The organism is Pontibacillus litoralis JSM 072002 (assembly GCF_000775615.1).
GTDB lineage: Bacteria > Bacillota > Bacilli > Bacillales > BH030062 > Pontibacillus > Pontibacillus litoralis.
The window spans coordinates 31,513-46,678 of sequence record NZ_AVPG01000017.1 but is presented as its reverse complement, the minus strand read 5'-3'; the positions used below and the strand labels follow the sequence as shown (position 1 = coordinate 46,678).

The window sequence follows — 15,166 nt, the reverse complement described above, 5'->3', positions numbered from 1 at the left end:
AGCTGTAATAGTGATTTTTGTTTATTGGTTGATTAACATTGCTATATTTAGAAATCGAATGGTAAAAAAATAAAAAACGTTGAAAACTCTATGGGGATCAAATGGTAATGAATAGTCCAATCTTTATTTTGTGCTTGAAGATTGTTCTGTGAACATCACTGTATGGAAGCATAGATTCATGTCATCGTGCTTGGTATATGACAAATGCAGGTGGAACAGGTACAATATACATAACTGAATGATCATTCATTATTGGAGGTCTTATATGATTAATACAAAAGATACAATCCACCAATTAACCGTTCCAACCCCGTTTGGAGTAGGAGATGTACATGTATATGTATTAAAAGGTGACGTGTTAACGCTTATAGATGCTGGTATTAAGACGGAAGAGGCATGGCAAGCGCTTGAATGTGGATTAAAAGGAATTGGTTACAAAACAGGTGATATTGAGCAAGTTGTTTTAACCCACCACCACCCTGATCACATCGGGCTTGTCGATCGTTTTTTGAATATTCAAGGTGTTTATGGTCATGAAGATAATCGTCCTTGGTTACAACATGATGTAGTCTTTTTAGAGCAACTTCGTTCGTTTTTTCATGGTTTATATGCATCCTTTGGTGTTAGCGAAGATTTCCGTGCTTTTTTTAAACATTTACGTGATCCCTTTAAGTATGTAGCAAAGGGAACGTTAACAGCGGCACTACAAGAAGGGGATTCGTTACCGGGGCATATGGATTGGAAGGTTTTAGAAACCCCTGGTCATGCGGAGAGTCATTTATCTTTCTTTAGAGAACAGGATGGGACGATGTTGTCAGGTGATCATTTGCTTTATTACATTTCTTCTAATCCTTTGTTAGAACCACCACGAAATGCAGATGATGCCCGTCCTCAACCGTTAGTAACCTATCGTAAAACAATGGAAAAGTGCTTGCGCTATCCAATCCACAAAGTACTACCTGGGCATGGACCGGTGTTTTCAGATGCTCACAACCTCATCAAGACTAGATTAGAAAAGCAAGAGCAGCGCGCAGAAAAAGTGTATCAGATGCTAGAAGAGAAGCCACTTAGTCCTTTTGAAGTGTGCCAACGTTTATTTCCGAAACATATTGAAAAAGAATTTGGTCTTACGATATCAGAAACTGTCGGGCAATTAGACTATTTACAATCCATAGACAAAGTTGAAATAGAAATACGTCAAGGTGTTCTTTATTATTCCACAAAGTAGTTAGGTGATGAAGGTTTGCAAAAAAGGATAGCAGGAAAGAAAGTAGTTATAACAGGTGCATCCAGTGGGATAGGAGCGCGTATCGCTTGGCACGTTGCCGAGGCAGGCGGCGTCCCTATTTTACTTGCTCGAAGACGAGAGAAATTAGCAGAAATCGCAAATGCCCTTACGGGAGAAAGTTACGTATATGCTTGTGATATAGCGGATGTACAAGCCATTCAAGAGACATTTCGCATCATTATACAGGAGCATGGTACGATTGACGCTCTTATTAATAATGCTGGCTTTGGTATGTTTGAAACGGTATACGACATGGACATGAAACATTTTCGAGCAATGTTTGATGTAAATGTACTCGGCTTGATCCAATGTGTAAAGGAAGTCCTGCCGAGCATGATGGAGCGAAGAGAAGGACATATCGTTCACATCGCTAGTCAAGCTGGAAAAATGGCAACTCCGAAAAGCGCGGGCTACGCATCTACGAAACACGCAGTGCTTGGCTTTACGAATGCCTTACGGATGGAATTGAAGCCTCACCATGTACACGTCACTGCTGTAAACCTCGGCCCAGTGCGGACGAATTTTTTTGACACGGCTGATCCTCAAGGTACATATCAGCAATCTGTTGAACGATATATGCTTGACCCAGATAAGGTGGCCGAGCGTGTCGTAAAGCATTTATTCACTTCTAAGCGCGAAATAAACATGCCAGGTTGGATGGAGTTAGGTGCGAAAGTGTATCAACTCATGCCAGGTGTAATGGAGAAAGTATTAGGGAAACAATTTGCTCGAAAGTAAGGAATAGTACCCTTTCCACTGTGAGAGGGTACTTTTTGTATACATAAATGGAAACAATCCCCTCTTGATAAATGGGGGAATAAGGAACATAATAAATAAAGAACACTTGTTCGTTTTTGTGGAGGTGGAAGAAATAGTGGCGAATCCGGTAATTGATTATCGCTCCTTTCCTAATCGAAATATATTATGTGTCGATATGAAAAGTTTTTATGCAAGTTGTGCAGCAATCGTGAAGGGGCTAGATCCGCTTACAAGCCACATTGCTGTTGTCGCGGATTTAAATAGGCCTGGAAGCGTCGTGCTAGCAGCATCACCGGCCATGAAAAAAGATTTTGGGGTGCGCACAGGAAGTAGATTATTTGAAATACCAGAAGACCCTCGTATTCATCTCGTGTCGGCGCAAATGAACATGTACTTGCAAGTTTCTGTCGAGCTTACGAGGCTTTTTCATCGCTACGTGCCGAAAGAGGCGATTCATACGTATAGTGTCGATGAAAGCTTTCTAGATGTTACAGGAACAGAGAAACTATGGGGAAGTGCTGAAGCGGTTGCTCATCATATCCAGCAAGAAATGTTAGAGACGTTTCACCTTCCTTGTGCAATTGGAATTGGTCCGAATATGCTTTTAGCTAAGCTGTGTCTTGATTTAGAGGCTAAGAAGAAAGGAATCGCAACGTGGACGTATGCGGATGTGCCTACTAAGTTATGGCCTGTTGCTCCATTAAGGGAAATGTGGGGGATCGGTTCACAACTTGAGAAGCGTTTGAATCGATTAGGTATTACTAATGTGGGACAGCTTGCCCAGTTTTCGTTAAAGCAACTAGAGAAATTGTTTGGTGTTATGGGTAATCAACTGTATTACCATGCTAACGGCGTAGATTTATCCGAATTAGGTGCGCCGATTATGCAAGGGCAAATTAGCTTTGGTAAGAGCCAAATTTTAATGCGAGATTACCACAATCCAGAAGAAGTGCGTTATGTCGTATTAGAAATGTGTGAAGAGGTGGCCAAACGAGCACGCTCGCACAAAAAGGCAGGTCGTACGATTCATTTCGGCTTAAGTTACAGTAAAGGAGAAGGGGGCGGTGGCTTCTATCGTTCGAAATCGGTTGAAGTGCCGACGAATATTACAACGGAAATATATGATGTATGTATGCAGTTGATGGATACGTTTTATCGTCAGCAAACCGTGCGCAAAGTGACGATAGCGTTATCAAATATAACAGAGGACGAAGGGATGCAGCTCAGTTTATTTGAACCAAATCGTGATAAAAAGCGCGAACTTGGCTACGTTATGGACCATATTCGGCATAAATATGGAAGTGATGCACTATTACGAGCCGTTTCTTATACAGAAGCAGGGACAGCTCTTCATCGCAGTAAACTAGTTGGTGGACATTATGCGGAATAAATGTGGTAAAATGATTTCATTATGACGATGACTAGGAGAGAGAACATGGATAAGATACTAGACCATATCGGTGTGGCAGTACGCGATTTACAAGGAAGTATTGACTTTTATGAGCGAGTATTAGGGGCAACACTGGTGGATCGCTATCGTAGTGAGGCAGAAGGGGTGGAAAGCGAAATTGCAATTATGGATATACAAGGAGCACGGACAGAATTGCTCGCACCAACGAATAATACAACTTCACCCATCGCAAGATTCTTGAAACAAAAAGGGAAAGGGGTACATCATGTTGCGTATCAAGTGGACGATTTAGATGAAGCATTGGCGCAGTTAGAGCGACAAGGTGTTCGCACGTTACCTCACACACTCCGTACAAATAAACACGGCAGAAGATTAATTTATTTAAACCCGGCCGATACAGAAGGAACGATTATAGAATATTGCGATTATCCCAATTCGATTGGAAGGGAGTAACGAACATGAAATTGCACATTACCAATGAAGCGAAGCAACAATTACAAGCGATACAACCAGAAAATCTTCCATTACTAAGATTATATTATGATACAGATGGTTGTGGTTGTGGAGTAAACGGGATAAATACAATCCACTTTACGAATCATCATACAGCTTCAGATGAAGAAGTGGAGAATGATACGTACCAAGTTTTCATAGATAGTGAACAGAAGGTGTTTTTTGAACCGAGCATGACATTAGCTTGGAATGGGAAGTTATTTCAATTAAAGAGCAATCAAGGAATGTTAAATGCATCGATATCCTCGAGTGCAATAAAAAAAGGAGGAGAAATGGTTGAATAAAGGAAAGGAACGAGAGAACGGAACGCTAAAGGACTGGTTGCAGGATGACGTAGTAAAGCAACTACAAGCGAAGAAGTCTGCTCTAAAGCAGCAAGAAAAAGAACGCGAAGAAGCACAAGAGCGACGCCAGGCTGAAAAAAGAAAGCGAAGAGAAGCGAATAAGAGCTTTGAAGAGCTATTAAATGATAGCGATTTGGATTGGAAGTCGTTTAAAAAGTGAATGTGCGAGGATGAGGAAGAAATTGCTATAGTTTTACTCGCTCCTTTTTGGGAAATATGATACAATGAAAATGCATTTAAACTAAATAAAAGCGACCACAGTGGCAGCTGCGGTCGCCCTTTGAGTCCGTGTTCTCTTCATAAAGAGGATCGGCCCATCATACAAGCGATAGACCTCTCCTTAAGCGTTAACAAGTGTAAGGGAGGTCTATTTTTTGTTGGTGAACTCTGAAATTAATTTCACAACTAAACCGAGCAAACCAACCAAAAAGCTTCCAAACGAAAATAAAATCACAAACATTTGGTAAGCGTCCAGAGGCATCACCCCCTTTCATAGGGGATTAGCCGACCACCCTTTACGACTTATGAACACGTCTCACTATGTAGTATACCAGAAAATGGACTGCTTCGCTTTAAAGAAATAGTACGTATCCTCATATTATGAACGGTGCTGTTGATAAACAATCGGACGTGTTTCTTGCTGGAGCTGCGTATGCATGGTACTAGAAATTTGCGCTGCATCTAATAGAGCTAGATTGCTTTTTAATTGTTCTACAGAGCTTGCGCCAAAAATGGCTGATGCAACGGCAGGGTGCTCGAGTACATATTGCAGTGCAATCGCTTGTAAGGAATGGTGTGTTGATACGTGTTTTTGTAAATTCTCTATCATGTGTACGATTTCTTCATAAGTGTAGGAAAGGTATCCATTAGCTGCTTTATTTTTTGCTTGTTGCAAGCCATTTTCACTTAGCATGCCTTTCGCTAACGGTCCGCGAGCTAGTACACTAATGTGGTGTTGATGTAATAAGTCTAGTATTTCTTCTTCAGGACGGCGGTCGAATAAGCTATATTGCATCATGACGCTAACGATATTTGATTTATTTACGTATTCTCGTATAACATTTGGACGAATAGAAGAGATGCCGTAGTAACGGATTACTCCTTCTTGCACAAGTTCTTCAAACGCTTCAATAGTTTCTTCAATCGGATCGTCTATCGTTCCACCGTGCAACTGATATAAATCAATGTAATCGGTTTGGAGGCGACGTAAGCTCTCTTTCACCCCAGCTTTAATATGTGCCTTTGAAGGGTCCCAAAACCACTCCTCTTTCTCGCGATTAACATGATTGCCTACTTTTGTGCCTAACACAACTCGATCTCGTTTCCCTTTCAACGCTTTACCAACGATCTCCTCATTTAAGCCAAATTGATATAAGTCAGCTGTATCGATATAATTAATCCCTGCATCTAAAGCGCGATCAATAATTTCTGTCGCTTGTTGTTCATTGGTGCCTAATGTCATACAACCTAGTCCTATTTCAGAAATAAATAAGTCGGATGTACCTAATCGACGTTTATTCAACTGCTTCATCCTTTCCTTTTGAGATACTTACTATTGTAAAGCTCATGTAGCAAACTCTCAAATATTAGTGTCCTTGTGATACAATGAACGTCAGAACAATTAAGAAGGAGCTGGAATCAAGTGGATAAATTTGCAGAGAAAACGTTACATACCGAACGCATTTTTCAAGGGAAAGTGATTTCTTTACAAGTAGATGATGTACAATTACCAGATGGAAATACGTCAAAGCGGGAAATTGTGAAGCATCCTGGCGCAGTAGCTATCATTCCAATCACTGAAGATGGCAAAATGGTGTTAGTAGAGCAGTACCGTAAAGCGCTTGAGCGGAGTCTTATTGAAATTCCTGCTGGTAAATTAGAAAGTGGAGAAGAGCCTAGAACAACTGCTTTTCGAGAATTGGAAGAAGAAACAGGATATACGACGAATGACTTACAATACATTACATCGTTTGCAACGTCACCTGGTTTTGCTGATGAAGTAATCCATTTATATGTAGCTAAAAACATTACAGTAGTAGAAAACAAACGTGCAGGTGATGACGATGAATTTGTTGAGTTAGTAGAGGTAACACTTGCTGAGGCAGAGCAATTAGAGCAGGATAACCGAATTTGGGATGCGAAAACAGCTTATGCCATCATGTATGCAAGGTGGAAAGGAATTGTGAAATAACATGCAGACATATTATATCGACCTACATATTCATATTGGGCGCACGATGTACGGGGCACCAGTGAAGATTACTGCCTCTGATCGATTGACGTTAACGAACATTATGGAAGAAGCTTCTGAGCGGAAAGGGCTCGATATAATAGGGATTATTGATTGTCAAGTACCAGAAGTACAAGCAGAAATCCACCATTTAATTGAAAGAGAAGAAGCGGTAGAACTTATGCAAGGTGGGATTCGATATAAAAATACGACGCTGCTACTAGGTGCTGAAATCGAACTATATGATGATTGCTGTCAAGGTCCCCTGCATGTGCTTTGCTATTTACCAACTTTAGCAAAGATGGAACAATTTACGGTGTGGCTTTCTCGTCATGTCACGAACATAACGTTAAGCACGCAACGTTTTTACGGAGAGGCTACCTTATTGCAACACAAAGTACATACACTAGGTGGCCTCTTTGTTCCTGCCCATATCTTCACGCCGTTCAAAAGTTTATACGGAAAAGGGGTGAAGCAGTCCTTATCAGAAGTACTTGATCCAGCACGAATAGATGCTGTGGAACTTGGCCTTAGTGCAGACACCGTTATGGCAAATGAACTGGAAGAGTTGCAAAGTTATACATTTTTATCGAATTCTGATGCCCATTCTTTACCGAAAATAGCGCGGGAATATCAACAAATGGCGTTACAAGCCCCAACTTTTCAAGAGGTAAAGTGGGCATTACGTCAACAATATAATCGAAAAGTGGTAGCGAATTACGGGATGAACCCGCTGCTCGGCAAATACTATCAAACGACATGTCGCCATTGTTTACAACCTATGTACGCGACAGAAGTGTGTTCCTATTGTATGTCTAGTGATTCGGTGAAGGGAGTAGCCCAGCGAATAGAAGAGCTCACGAACCATACCCACTTATCGCAATCTCATCACCCGCCTTACATTTATCAAGTGCCTTTAGAATTTATACCGAAGATAGGACCAAAAACGTTGAATGCTTTAATCCAGCATGTTGGTACGGAAATGGACGTTCTTCATCATGCTAGTCAAGCTACACTAGAGGAAGTAGTTTCGACAACCATTGCTCAATGTATTATAGCTAATAGAAATGGCAAATTAAGTATTGAAGCAGGAGGCGGAGGACGCTATGGTCGTTTGAATATGTAGCAAATTTCTTTCACTGTGCAAAGTTCTATTTACGATATATCCTTCATAGATTTGTATTACTAGAAAGAAGAATAGAAATGGAGGATATATATGTATGGAAAAGGGTATGCGCTATCACAGCATGTAAAAGAAAATGCTAGTATATATGTGTTCGTCAGCTTATTATTTTTCATTGGCATTATGTTTGGTGCGATCATCGTCAATAGTATGAACTTTATCCAAAAAGAAGATTTATTTTTTTATTTAGATCAATTTTTTCAACAAATGCTCGATGATTCGGCTGCAAGTTCCAAAAGTTTGCTTAGAAGTAGTTTCTTTTACCATTTGAAATATTTATTGTTTATTTTCTTATTAGGGCTATCGATTATTGGTATGCCTGTTATATGGGTATTGATTTTTATGAAAGGGGTTATGGTCGGCTTTTCCGTTGGGTTTCTTGTTAATCAAATGGGATGGTACGGATTGTTAGCTGCAGCAGCTTCCATCGCACCACAAAATCTCATTATTATTCCAGTTTACATTGTAGCGGGTAGTCTAGGCATGATATTCTCATTTGGTTTAATTCAAAAGCTTATTGCAAAGAGAAGTAGGCAGCCTTTACTGCCTCCATTTATTCAATATAGCGTTTTATTTCTCTTTTTGCTTGCAGTTGTAAGTGTTGCAGCCATTTTAGAATCGTATGTATCACCAATTGCATTAAAAGCAGTAATTCAACTGGCTTACAATTAAATAATTATTATAAAATAATAAAAGGATAGATTGTAATAATTTTAATTTGACACTGGTTCCGGCTCTGCTTATAATAAAGAGTGGATATACGAGGGAGGGACCATATATGGAACAACGGATAGAGAAGATAAAGAAACAGCTCCATTCCCAGAGCTATAAGTTAACACCGCAGCGTGAAGCGACGTTACGTGTGTTACTTGAAAATGAAGAGGACCATCTAAGTGCAGAAGACGTTTACCTCCTCGTAAAAGAAAAAGCTCCGGAGATTGGTCTAGCAACTGTTTATCGTACATTGGAATTATTATCAGAATTAAAAGTAGTGGATAAAATCAACTTTGGTGACGGAGTATCTCGTTACGACCTTCGAAAAGAAGGGGCAGAGCATTTTCATCACCATTTAGTGTGTGTTGAATGTGGGTCAGTTGAAGAAATTGAAGAAGATTTATTAACGGAAGTAGAAAGTAGAGTGGAGTCAGAATGGGGATTCCAAGTGAAAGATCACCGACTGACGTTTCATGGTGTGTGTAGAAAGTGTCAAGTAGAAACCGTGCCAAACACGAAAGCATAGCATGAAGAGAAAGCCTTTTTCCTAATTGTGTGGGGAAAGGTTTTTTTGTATTGAATGAATTTGTTGTATATCATAACGCAAATAATGCTACAGCTATTTACAAAAAGGTAGAAATCGGTTACGTTATTGTTGTGAAACACTTTGGCTTAATAATAATTAATATAGAAACTTCTCTCCTTTACGTATAATTCAATGGAAAGTTGGCATATCTTGTACTAACAAGCATTTGTACGTTGTAACATAAAGGAGATATGCTGATGAATCGCCTTGCTTATGTATTAAAAGATATCGTAAAGGTATTCATTATTTTTGTCGGTTGTACATTACTATTCTACTTCGGTTTACGTATGATGAATGAAGAATATAATGAGATGCACCGATATGATGAACCACAAGGAGATGCGGTGAAAGTGTTTCAGGTAGAGGACGAGCGGTTCATTGATCGTCTATCAATTTTTTTTCGGTTAGGGGAGTAACTGCTCATGCAACATGAACTAAATGATTTCTTGCATTATTTACGAGTCGAAAGAGGAGTATCTAAGAACACCCTTTCCTCTTATGAAAGAGATTTGAAGAAGTACGTGCACTTTTTACAAGAAGCTAGTCAGCTTCAAGAAGTGAAAGAAATTGCCCGGATGCACATCATGCAATATTTGCACCATCTAAATGATTTAGATCGTTCTTCTGCAACGGTTGCTAGAACATTATCATCTATTCGCTCCTTTCATCAGTTTTTAGTGCGTGAACGGTTAACAGAGCACGATGCTTCTTTACATATTGAAACGCCGAAAAAAGAACGAAAACTACCTAAAGTATTGTCTTTACAAGAAGTAGATACGTTACTGACGATTCCAGCGAAGGATGCGTTATCTACACGAAATAAAGCGATGCTAGAAATGTTATATGCAACAGGATTACGTGTGACGGAATTGATGACGCTGAAAGTAAGTGACTTGCATTTGACAATGGGCTTTGTGCGTTGTCTTGGAAAAGGGTCAAAAGAACGCATTGTACCACTTGGGAAAATGGCTCAGCAGTCAGTGGAAAACTATTTAACTTCTGCTCGCCCAGCTTTAGTGAAACAGAAGAAAACGGAAAATCTGTTTGTGAATCATCATGGAAACCCGTTGTCGCGTCAAGGTTTTTGGAAGATTCTGAAAGCGGTTGCGACAGAGGTGGGAATTCAAAAAGAAATAACGCCACACACGCTTCGACATTCGTTTGCTACTCATTTGTTAGAAAATGGTGCGGATTTACGAGCCGTTCAAGAAATGTTAGGTCATGCAGACATATCTACGACACAAATCTATACACATGTTTCCAAAGCTAGATTAAAAGATATATATAGCTCATATCATCCTCGAGCTTAATTTTTGCTTATAGAGGTCTGACATCATACGACTTTTCGTTAAATGTTGCATAAAGGCAAATGAATCAGGGAATGTAACAAATATAGGAGGGACTGCAAATGGAACAACCATTTAAACGAGTATTTTTAATTGTATTAGATTCAGTAGGTATAGGTGAAGCGCCAGATGCTGAGCAGTTTAATGACAAGGGAGCAGATACGCTTGGTCATATTGCTGAGCATATGGATGGATTAAAGATGCCGAATATGGCTGCTTTAGGTCTGAGTAATATTCGTGAGATTAAAGGAATTACCAAAGCTGCAACACCTAAAGCGCACTATACGAAGATGCAGGAAATGTCGAATGGAAAAGACACGATGACTGGTCATTGGGAAATTATGGGACTTTACATTGAAACACCTTTCCGTACATTTGCTGAGTTTCCAAAAGAGTTAATTGCTGAAATCGAGCGAAGATCCGGAAGAAAGGTTATCGGGAATAAGCCGGCGTCAGGTACAGCCATTCTTGATGAATTAGGTCCAGAACATATGGAGACAGGTCATTTAATTGTCTATACATCTGCTGATTCTGTATTGCAGATTGCGGCACACGAAGACGTTGTGCCCTTAGATGAGCTGTATGAAATATGTGAGATGGCTCGTGAATTAACGAAAGATGAAAAATATATGATTGGACGCGTTATTGCTCGACCGTTTATTGGAGAGCCTGGCAACTTCGAACGTACCGCAAATCGTCATGATTATGCGTTAAAACCTTTTGGACGTACCGTAATGAATCATTTGCAAGATGATAACTACGATGTTATTGCTCTAGGGAAAATTTCAGACATTTACGATGGCGAAGGGGTAACAGAAGCGATACGTACGAAGAGCAACATGGATGGTATGGATCAACTGGTCGCATCGATGGATAAAGAGTTTACAGGGCTTAACTTCTTGAATTTAGTTGATTTTGATGCGAAATATGGACATCGACGTAATCCTCAAGGATATGGAGAAGCGTTAGAAGCATTTGATCAACGTTTACCAGAAGTGTTAAATAAATTGCAAGACGATGATTTACTAATCATTACAGCAGATCACGGTAATGATCCAGTGCATCATGGGACAGATCATACACGTGAATATGTGCCACTAATTGTGCATCATAAGCACGTGACAGAAGGTAAAGCACTATCGGTTCGTGAAACGTTTGCTGATATTGGTGCTACTGTTGCAGAGAATTTCAATACGACAATGCCACAATACGGAACTAGTTTCTTAAAAGATATTCAATAAGGAGAGGGAAAACGGTATGAACTTAGCGCAAATCAAAGAAGCAGCACAATTTATTCAAAGTAAAATTAATAAAAATCCAGAAACTGGTATGATACTTGGGTCAGGCCTCGGGGTATTGGCTGATGAAATTAAAGACGCAGTCACGATTCCGTATGGGGAAATACCATATTTTCCACAATCAACGGTAGCGGGTCATAAAGGACAACTCGTTGTTGGGACGTTAGAAGGAAAGCAAGTAATCGCAATGCAAGGCCGTTTTCATTATTATGAAGGATATGCGATGACTCACGTTACGTTTCCTGTACGCGTAATGAAGCAATTAGGAGTAGATACACTTTTCGTAACCAATGCGGCAGGTGGCATTAATGAATCTTTTCAAGCGGGAGATTTAATGATTATTACGGATCACATTAACAACATGGGAGACAATCCTTTAATTGGAGCGAATGATGAAGAATTAGGACCGCGCTTTCCGGATATGTCGAAACCTTATCATCCTACATTAATCGAACATGCGAAACAATGTGCAGCTCGTTTAGGCATAAATGTACAACAAGGGATTTATGTAGGAAATACAGGCCCTTCATATGAAACGCCTGCAGAAGTTCGTATGTTGCGCACTTTAGGAGGGGATGCGGTTGGTATGTCCACTGTTCCTGAAGTAATTGTTGCAAATCATGCAGGTATGAAAGTGCTAGGCATTTCTTGCATATCAAACATGGCAGCAGGTATGCTAGATCAGCCGTTAACTCACGATGAAGTAATGGAAACAACGCAGCAAGTGAAACAAGATTTTCTCAAGTTCGTAAAAGAAACACTGCATACATTATAATAACGATTGAATAGAGGGGGAAAGAACATGAGAATGTATGATATTATCGAAAAAAAACGTGATGGAGAAGTGTTGACCAAAGCGGAGATTGATTTCTTTATTGAAGGCTATACAAACGGAGATATTCCTGATTATCAAGCAAGCGCACTTGCAATGGCGATTTTCTTCCAAGATATGAATGATGAAGAACGTGCCAACATGACAATGGCTATGGTAAATAGTGGAGATACAATTGACTTGTCTCCAATTGAAGGTGTAAAAGTAGACAAACATTCAACAGGAGGAGTTGGAGATACGACTACGTTAATCTTAGGCTCTCTAGTCGCTTCTCTCGGTGTGCCAGTTGCTAAAATGAGTGGTCGTGGTTTAGGACATACAGGTGGAACGATTGATAAGCTAGAAGCAGTTCCTGGTTTCCATGTTGAAATCGATAAAGACCAATTTATTAAGCTTGTAAATACGAATAAGTTATCTGTAATCGGTCAAACAGGCAACTTAACACCAGCTGATAAGAAATTATATGGCTTGCGAGATGTTACAGCAACTGTCAACTCTATCCCGCTTATTGCGAGCTCTATTATGAGCAAGAAAATTGCTGCAGGAGCAGATGCAATTGTACTTGATGTAAAAACAGGTGCGGGTGCTTTTATGAAGAGCCTAGAAGATTCCAAAGCATTAGCAGAAGCGATGGTTCGAATCGGGAATCATGTTGGAAGAAACACGATGGCTGTTATTTCTGATATGAGCCAGCCGCTCGGACGTGCAATAGGTAACGCTCTTGAAGTAGAAGAAGCCATTGAAACGTTAAAAGGGAACGGTCCTGAGGATTTAACGGAGCTATGTTTAACGCTGGGCAGTCAAATGGTTGTATTAGCTAGTAAAGCGGCAACGTTAGATGAAGCGCGCCAGCAGTTAGAAGCGAATATGAAAAATGGCAAAGCGTTGGAGAATTTTGCAGCCTTCCTTCAGTCTCAAGGGGGCGATGCGCGTGTAGTAGAAGATGTAACGATTATGCCTCAAGCAGCTTACAAAATCGACCTACCTGCCAAAACATCTGGTTATGTTAGCGGTATAGTAGCCGATGAAATAGGTACAGCAGCCATGTTATTAGGAGCAGGTCGAGCAACGAAAGAGTCCGAAATTGATTTAGCGGTAGGACTGTACTTGAATAAGAAAATCGGCGATTATGTAGAAGCGGGGGAATCTCTACTTACGATTTATGCTAATCAAGAAGATGTGGAAGCAGTAAAAGAAAAATTATACAGAAATATAACGATATCAAATCACAAAGTAGATGCACCTACATTGATTCATGATATGGTAACAGACAAGTAAAAATCATAATGAAGAAAGGCGCCTAAAGGGCGTCTTTTTTTTATGAACAATTTTACTACTTTAGTTATAAAAAAAACCATTATGGAAAAAATAACTATCATAAAGAATGGAGGGACAACAATGAAAACGTTTGGTGTCTTCGTAACAATAGTATGCATCATGCTCACATCGTTAGTATCACCAACTTTTGCAGCAGAGGAAAAAAAGAATGAATTAGTAAAGAATGGGAAATCGGCCATTTTACTTGAACGTGATACAGGCTCTGTATTGTATGAAAAAAACGCGGATGAAAAGCTGCCTCCAGCAAGTATGACGAAGATTATGACGCTTATTCTTATTATGGAAGCGTTAGACAAAGGAACGCTTACGTTAGAAGAGAAAGTTCGCGCAAGTGAAAATGCTGCTTCTATGGGAGGTTCACAAATTTTTCTCGAAGCAGGGGAAGAAATGACTGTGGAAGAACTACTTAAAGGTGTCGCCATTGCTTCGGGGAACGATGCTTCAGTTGCATTAGCCGAGCGAATTGCTGGCAGTGAAGAGGCGTTCGTGGAAGAAATGAATAAAAAGAGCGAACAATTAGGGTTAACAAATACAAAATTCCAAAACACAACAGGATTACCAGCTGAAGATCATTATAGTACAGCAGAAGATATGGCAATTATGGCAAAAGAGCTGTTAAAGTATGAACATGTTACGAACTATACGAGCATTTATGAAGATTATTTAAGAAAAGGAACAGAAGATGAATTTTGGTTAGTAAATACGAATAAGTTAGTGAAATTTTATCCTGGTGTAGATGGCTTAAAGACTGGCTATACGAAAGAAGCTCAATATTGTTTAACGGCAACAGCGAATAAAGATGATATGAGGGTTATTGCTGTCGTAATGGGGGCAGAATCACCGAAGAAGCGAAATGAGAGTATAATGGCCATGTTAGATTATGCGTATAACACCTATGAAACAGAATCTCTTTATAAGCGCCATGAAGTCGTTGATCAATGGCATAATATACGAGCGAAACAACAACATATGGACGTTGTAACGAATGAATCTGTTTCTATATTGAAGAGAAAAGGCGAACAAGTAGAAGATGTTCAATCGGAGCTCATGTATAATGATAATGTCAAGCTTCCTTTAAAGAAAGGTCAAGAAATAGGTGTTTTAAAGGTGACAAGTAAAGGGGAAGAACTATCTGAAGCGACGCTAACGTTAAAAAAAGATGTCGAGGAAGCAGGAATATGGACGTTATGGAAACGTTCCATGAAAGAGTTAGTGAAAGGTGCTTCTTAACATTTATCGAATCGACACTAGTTTTGTCAAGAGGCAGGAGATTCGCTTTCAAAGGGAGAAACACTCCTTAATCTATTTATGAGGAGGGGGAAAC

General features: G+C 39.8%; 18 protein-coding genes. 16 read left to right on the top strand and 2 right to left on the bottom strand.

Going from position 1 to position 15,166, the window contains the following annotated elements; genetic code table 11:
- Nucleotides 1-265 precede the first annotated feature (265 nt).
- The 6 genes from N784_RS11155 to N784_RS11130 all read left to right on the top strand — a co-directional run bounded on the left by N784_RS11155 (nt 266) and on the right by N784_RS11130 (nt 4,475).
- Nucleotides 266-1,228 carry an MBL fold metallo-hydrolase gene (locus N784_RS11155; protein ID WP_036834969.1) on the top strand — a complete coding sequence of 321 codons (963 nt, stop codon included), beginning with the start codon at nt 266-268 and terminating at the stop codon, nt 1,226-1,228.
- A gap of 15 nt (nt 1,229-1,243) precedes the next feature.
- Nucleotides 1,244-2,026 carry an SDR family NAD(P)-dependent oxidoreductase gene (locus N784_RS11150; RefSeq protein WP_036834968.1) on the top strand — a complete coding sequence of 261 codons (783 nt, stop codon included), beginning with the start codon at nt 1,244-1,246 and terminating at the stop codon, nt 2,024-2,026.
- Between the two features lie 196 nt (nt 2,027-2,222).
- Nucleotides 2,223-3,437, top strand: a complete 1,215-nt coding sequence (locus N784_RS11145) for a Y-family DNA polymerase (protein ID WP_052127276.1) — start codon at nt 2,223-2,225, stop codon at nt 3,435-3,437.
- A gap of 45 nt (nt 3,438-3,482) precedes the next feature.
- Nucleotides 3,483-3,911, top strand: coding sequence for a VOC family protein (locus N784_RS11140; protein ID WP_036834967.1), 429 nt, complete (start codon nt 3,483-3,485; stop codon nt 3,909-3,911).
- Between the two features lie 5 nt (nt 3,912-3,916).
- Nucleotides 3,917-4,255, top strand: a complete 339-nt coding sequence (locus N784_RS11135) for an iron-sulfur cluster biosynthesis family protein (protein WP_036834965.1) — start codon at nt 3,917-3,919, stop codon at nt 4,253-4,255.
- On the top strand, nt 4,248-4,475 hold the full coding sequence (locus tag N784_RS11130) for a YqkE family protein (protein ID WP_036834963.1): 228 nt from the start codon (nt 4,248-4,250) through the stop codon (nt 4,473-4,475). Before N784_RS11135 ends, N784_RS11130 begins: the two co-directional genes overlap by 8 nt.
- Nucleotides 4,476-4,682: 207 nt before the next feature.
- Here N784_RS11130 and N784_RS16935 read toward each other — a convergent pair whose 3' ends face one another.
- Nucleotides 4,683-4,775, bottom strand: a complete 93-nt coding sequence (locus N784_RS16935; RefSeq protein ID WP_232306013.1) for a putative holin-like toxin — start codon at nt 4,773-4,775, stop codon at nt 4,683-4,685.
- A 138-nt stretch (nt 4,776-4,913) separates the two neighbouring features.
- Nucleotides 4,914-5,837 carry an aldo/keto reductase gene (locus N784_RS11125; RefSeq protein ID WP_036834962.1) on the bottom strand — a complete coding sequence of 308 codons (924 nt, stop codon included), beginning with the start codon at nt 5,835-5,837 and terminating at the stop codon, nt 4,914-4,916.
- Nucleotides 5,838-5,957: 120 nt separating this feature from the next.
- On the opposite strand from N784_RS11125, the gene N784_RS11120 reads away from it, so the two are divergent.
- The 10 genes from N784_RS11120 to N784_RS11075 all read left to right on the top strand — a co-directional run bounded on the left by N784_RS11120 (nt 5,958) and on the right by N784_RS11075 (nt 15,072).
- Nucleotides 5,958-6,506, top strand: coding sequence for an NUDIX domain-containing protein (locus N784_RS11120; RefSeq protein WP_036834961.1), 549 nt, complete (start codon nt 5,958-5,960; stop codon nt 6,504-6,506).
- 1 nt (nt 6,507) lies between these two features.
- Nucleotides 6,508-7,671: an endonuclease Q family protein gene (locus N784_RS11115; RefSeq protein ID WP_036834960.1), complete on the top strand. Its 1,164-nt coding sequence runs from the start codon at nt 6,508-6,510 to the stop codon at nt 7,669-7,671.
- Between the two features lie 90 nt (nt 7,672-7,761).
- On the top strand, nt 7,762-8,400 hold the full coding sequence (gene spoIIM, locus N784_RS11110; RefSeq protein ID WP_036834959.1) for a stage II sporulation protein M: 639 nt from the start codon (nt 7,762-7,764) through the stop codon (nt 8,398-8,400).
- 106 nt (nt 8,401-8,506) lie between these two features.
- Nucleotides 8,507-8,968, top strand: coding sequence for a ferric iron uptake transcriptional regulator (fur, locus tag N784_RS11105; protein ID WP_036834958.1), 462 nt, complete (start codon nt 8,507-8,509; stop codon nt 8,966-8,968).
- A gap of 257 nt (nt 8,969-9,225) precedes the next feature.
- Nucleotides 9,226-9,444, top strand: coding sequence for a YqzK family protein (locus N784_RS11100; RefSeq protein ID WP_036834957.1), 219 nt, complete (start codon nt 9,226-9,228; stop codon nt 9,442-9,444).
- Between the two features lie 6 nt (nt 9,445-9,450).
- Nucleotides 9,451-10,338: a site-specific tyrosine recombinase XerD gene (gene xerD, locus N784_RS11095; protein WP_036834956.1), complete on the top strand. Its 888-nt coding sequence runs from the start codon at nt 9,451-9,453 to the stop codon at nt 10,336-10,338.
- Nucleotides 10,339-10,436: 98 nt separating this feature from the next.
- Nucleotides 10,437-11,615, top strand: a complete 1,179-nt coding sequence (deoB, locus tag N784_RS11090) for a phosphopentomutase (protein ID WP_036834955.1) — start codon at nt 10,437-10,439, stop codon at nt 11,613-11,615.
- Nucleotides 11,616-11,631: 16 nt separating this feature from the next.
- Nucleotides 11,632-12,447 (top strand): purine-nucleoside phosphorylase, encoded by an 816-nt coding sequence (locus N784_RS11085; protein ID WP_036834954.1) that lies wholly within the window; start codon nt 11,632-11,634, stop codon nt 12,445-12,447.
- A 27-nt stretch (nt 12,448-12,474) separates the two neighbouring features.
- A complete protein-coding gene (locus N784_RS11080) occupies nt 12,475-13,782 on the top strand; it encodes a pyrimidine-nucleoside phosphorylase (protein WP_036834953.1) in 1,308 nt (435 codons plus the stop codon).
- A 120-nt stretch (nt 13,783-13,902) separates the two neighbouring features.
- Nucleotides 13,903-15,072: a D-alanyl-D-alanine carboxypeptidase family protein gene (locus N784_RS11075; RefSeq protein ID WP_036834952.1), complete on the top strand. Its 1,170-nt coding sequence runs from the start codon at nt 13,903-13,905 to the stop codon at nt 15,070-15,072.
- Nucleotides 15,073-15,166 lie beyond the last annotated feature (94 nt).

What these genes read in the sequence shown, in the direction of transcription:
- N784_RS11145 (WP_052127276.1), top strand. Translation starts at nt 2,223, where the DNA reads ATGAAAAGTTTTTATGCAAGTTGTGCAGCAATCGTGAAGGGGCTAGAT.
- N784_RS11115 (WP_036834960.1), top strand. Translation starts at nt 6,508, where the DNA reads ATGCAGACATATTATATCGACCTACATATTCATATTGGGCGCACGATG.
- N784_RS11100 (WP_036834957.1), top strand. Translation starts at nt 9,226, where the DNA reads ATGAATCGCCTTGCTTATGTATTAAAAGATATCGTAAAGGTATTCATT.
- N784_RS16935 (WP_232306013.1), bottom strand. Translation starts at nt 4,775, where the DNA reads ATGTTTGTGATTTTATTTTCGTTTGGAAGCTTTTTGGTTGGTTTGCTC.
- N784_RS11140 (WP_036834967.1), top strand. Translation starts at nt 3,483, where the DNA reads ATGGATAAGATACTAGACCATATCGGTGTGGCAGTACGCGATTTACAA.
- N784_RS11080 (WP_036834953.1), top strand. Translation starts at nt 12,475, where the DNA reads ATGAGAATGTATGATATTATCGAAAAAAAACGTGATGGAGAAGTGTTG.
- deoB (WP_036834955.1), top strand. Translation starts at nt 10,437, where the DNA reads ATGGAACAACCATTTAAACGAGTATTTTTAATTGTATTAGATTCAGTA.
- fur (WP_036834958.1), top strand. Translation starts at nt 8,507, where the DNA reads ATGGAACAACGGATAGAGAAGATAAAGAAACAGCTCCATTCCCAGAGC.
- N784_RS11135 (WP_036834965.1), top strand. Translation starts at nt 3,917, where the DNA reads ATGAAATTGCACATTACCAATGAAGCGAAGCAACAATTACAAGCGATA.
- N784_RS11085 (WP_036834954.1), top strand. Translation starts at nt 11,632, where the DNA reads ATGAACTTAGCGCAAATCAAAGAAGCAGCACAATTTATTCAAAGTAAA.
- xerD (WP_036834956.1), top strand. Translation starts at nt 9,451, where the DNA reads ATGCAACATGAACTAAATGATTTCTTGCATTATTTACGAGTCGAAAGA.
- spoIIM (WP_036834959.1), top strand. Translation starts at nt 7,762, where the DNA reads ATGTATGGAAAAGGGTATGCGCTATCACAGCATGTAAAAGAAAATGCT.
- N784_RS11155 (WP_036834969.1), top strand. Translation starts at nt 266, where the DNA reads ATGATTAATACAAAAGATACAATCCACCAATTAACCGTTCCAACCCCG.
- N784_RS11075 (WP_036834952.1), top strand. Translation starts at nt 13,903, where the DNA reads ATGAAAACGTTTGGTGTCTTCGTAACAATAGTATGCATCATGCTCACA.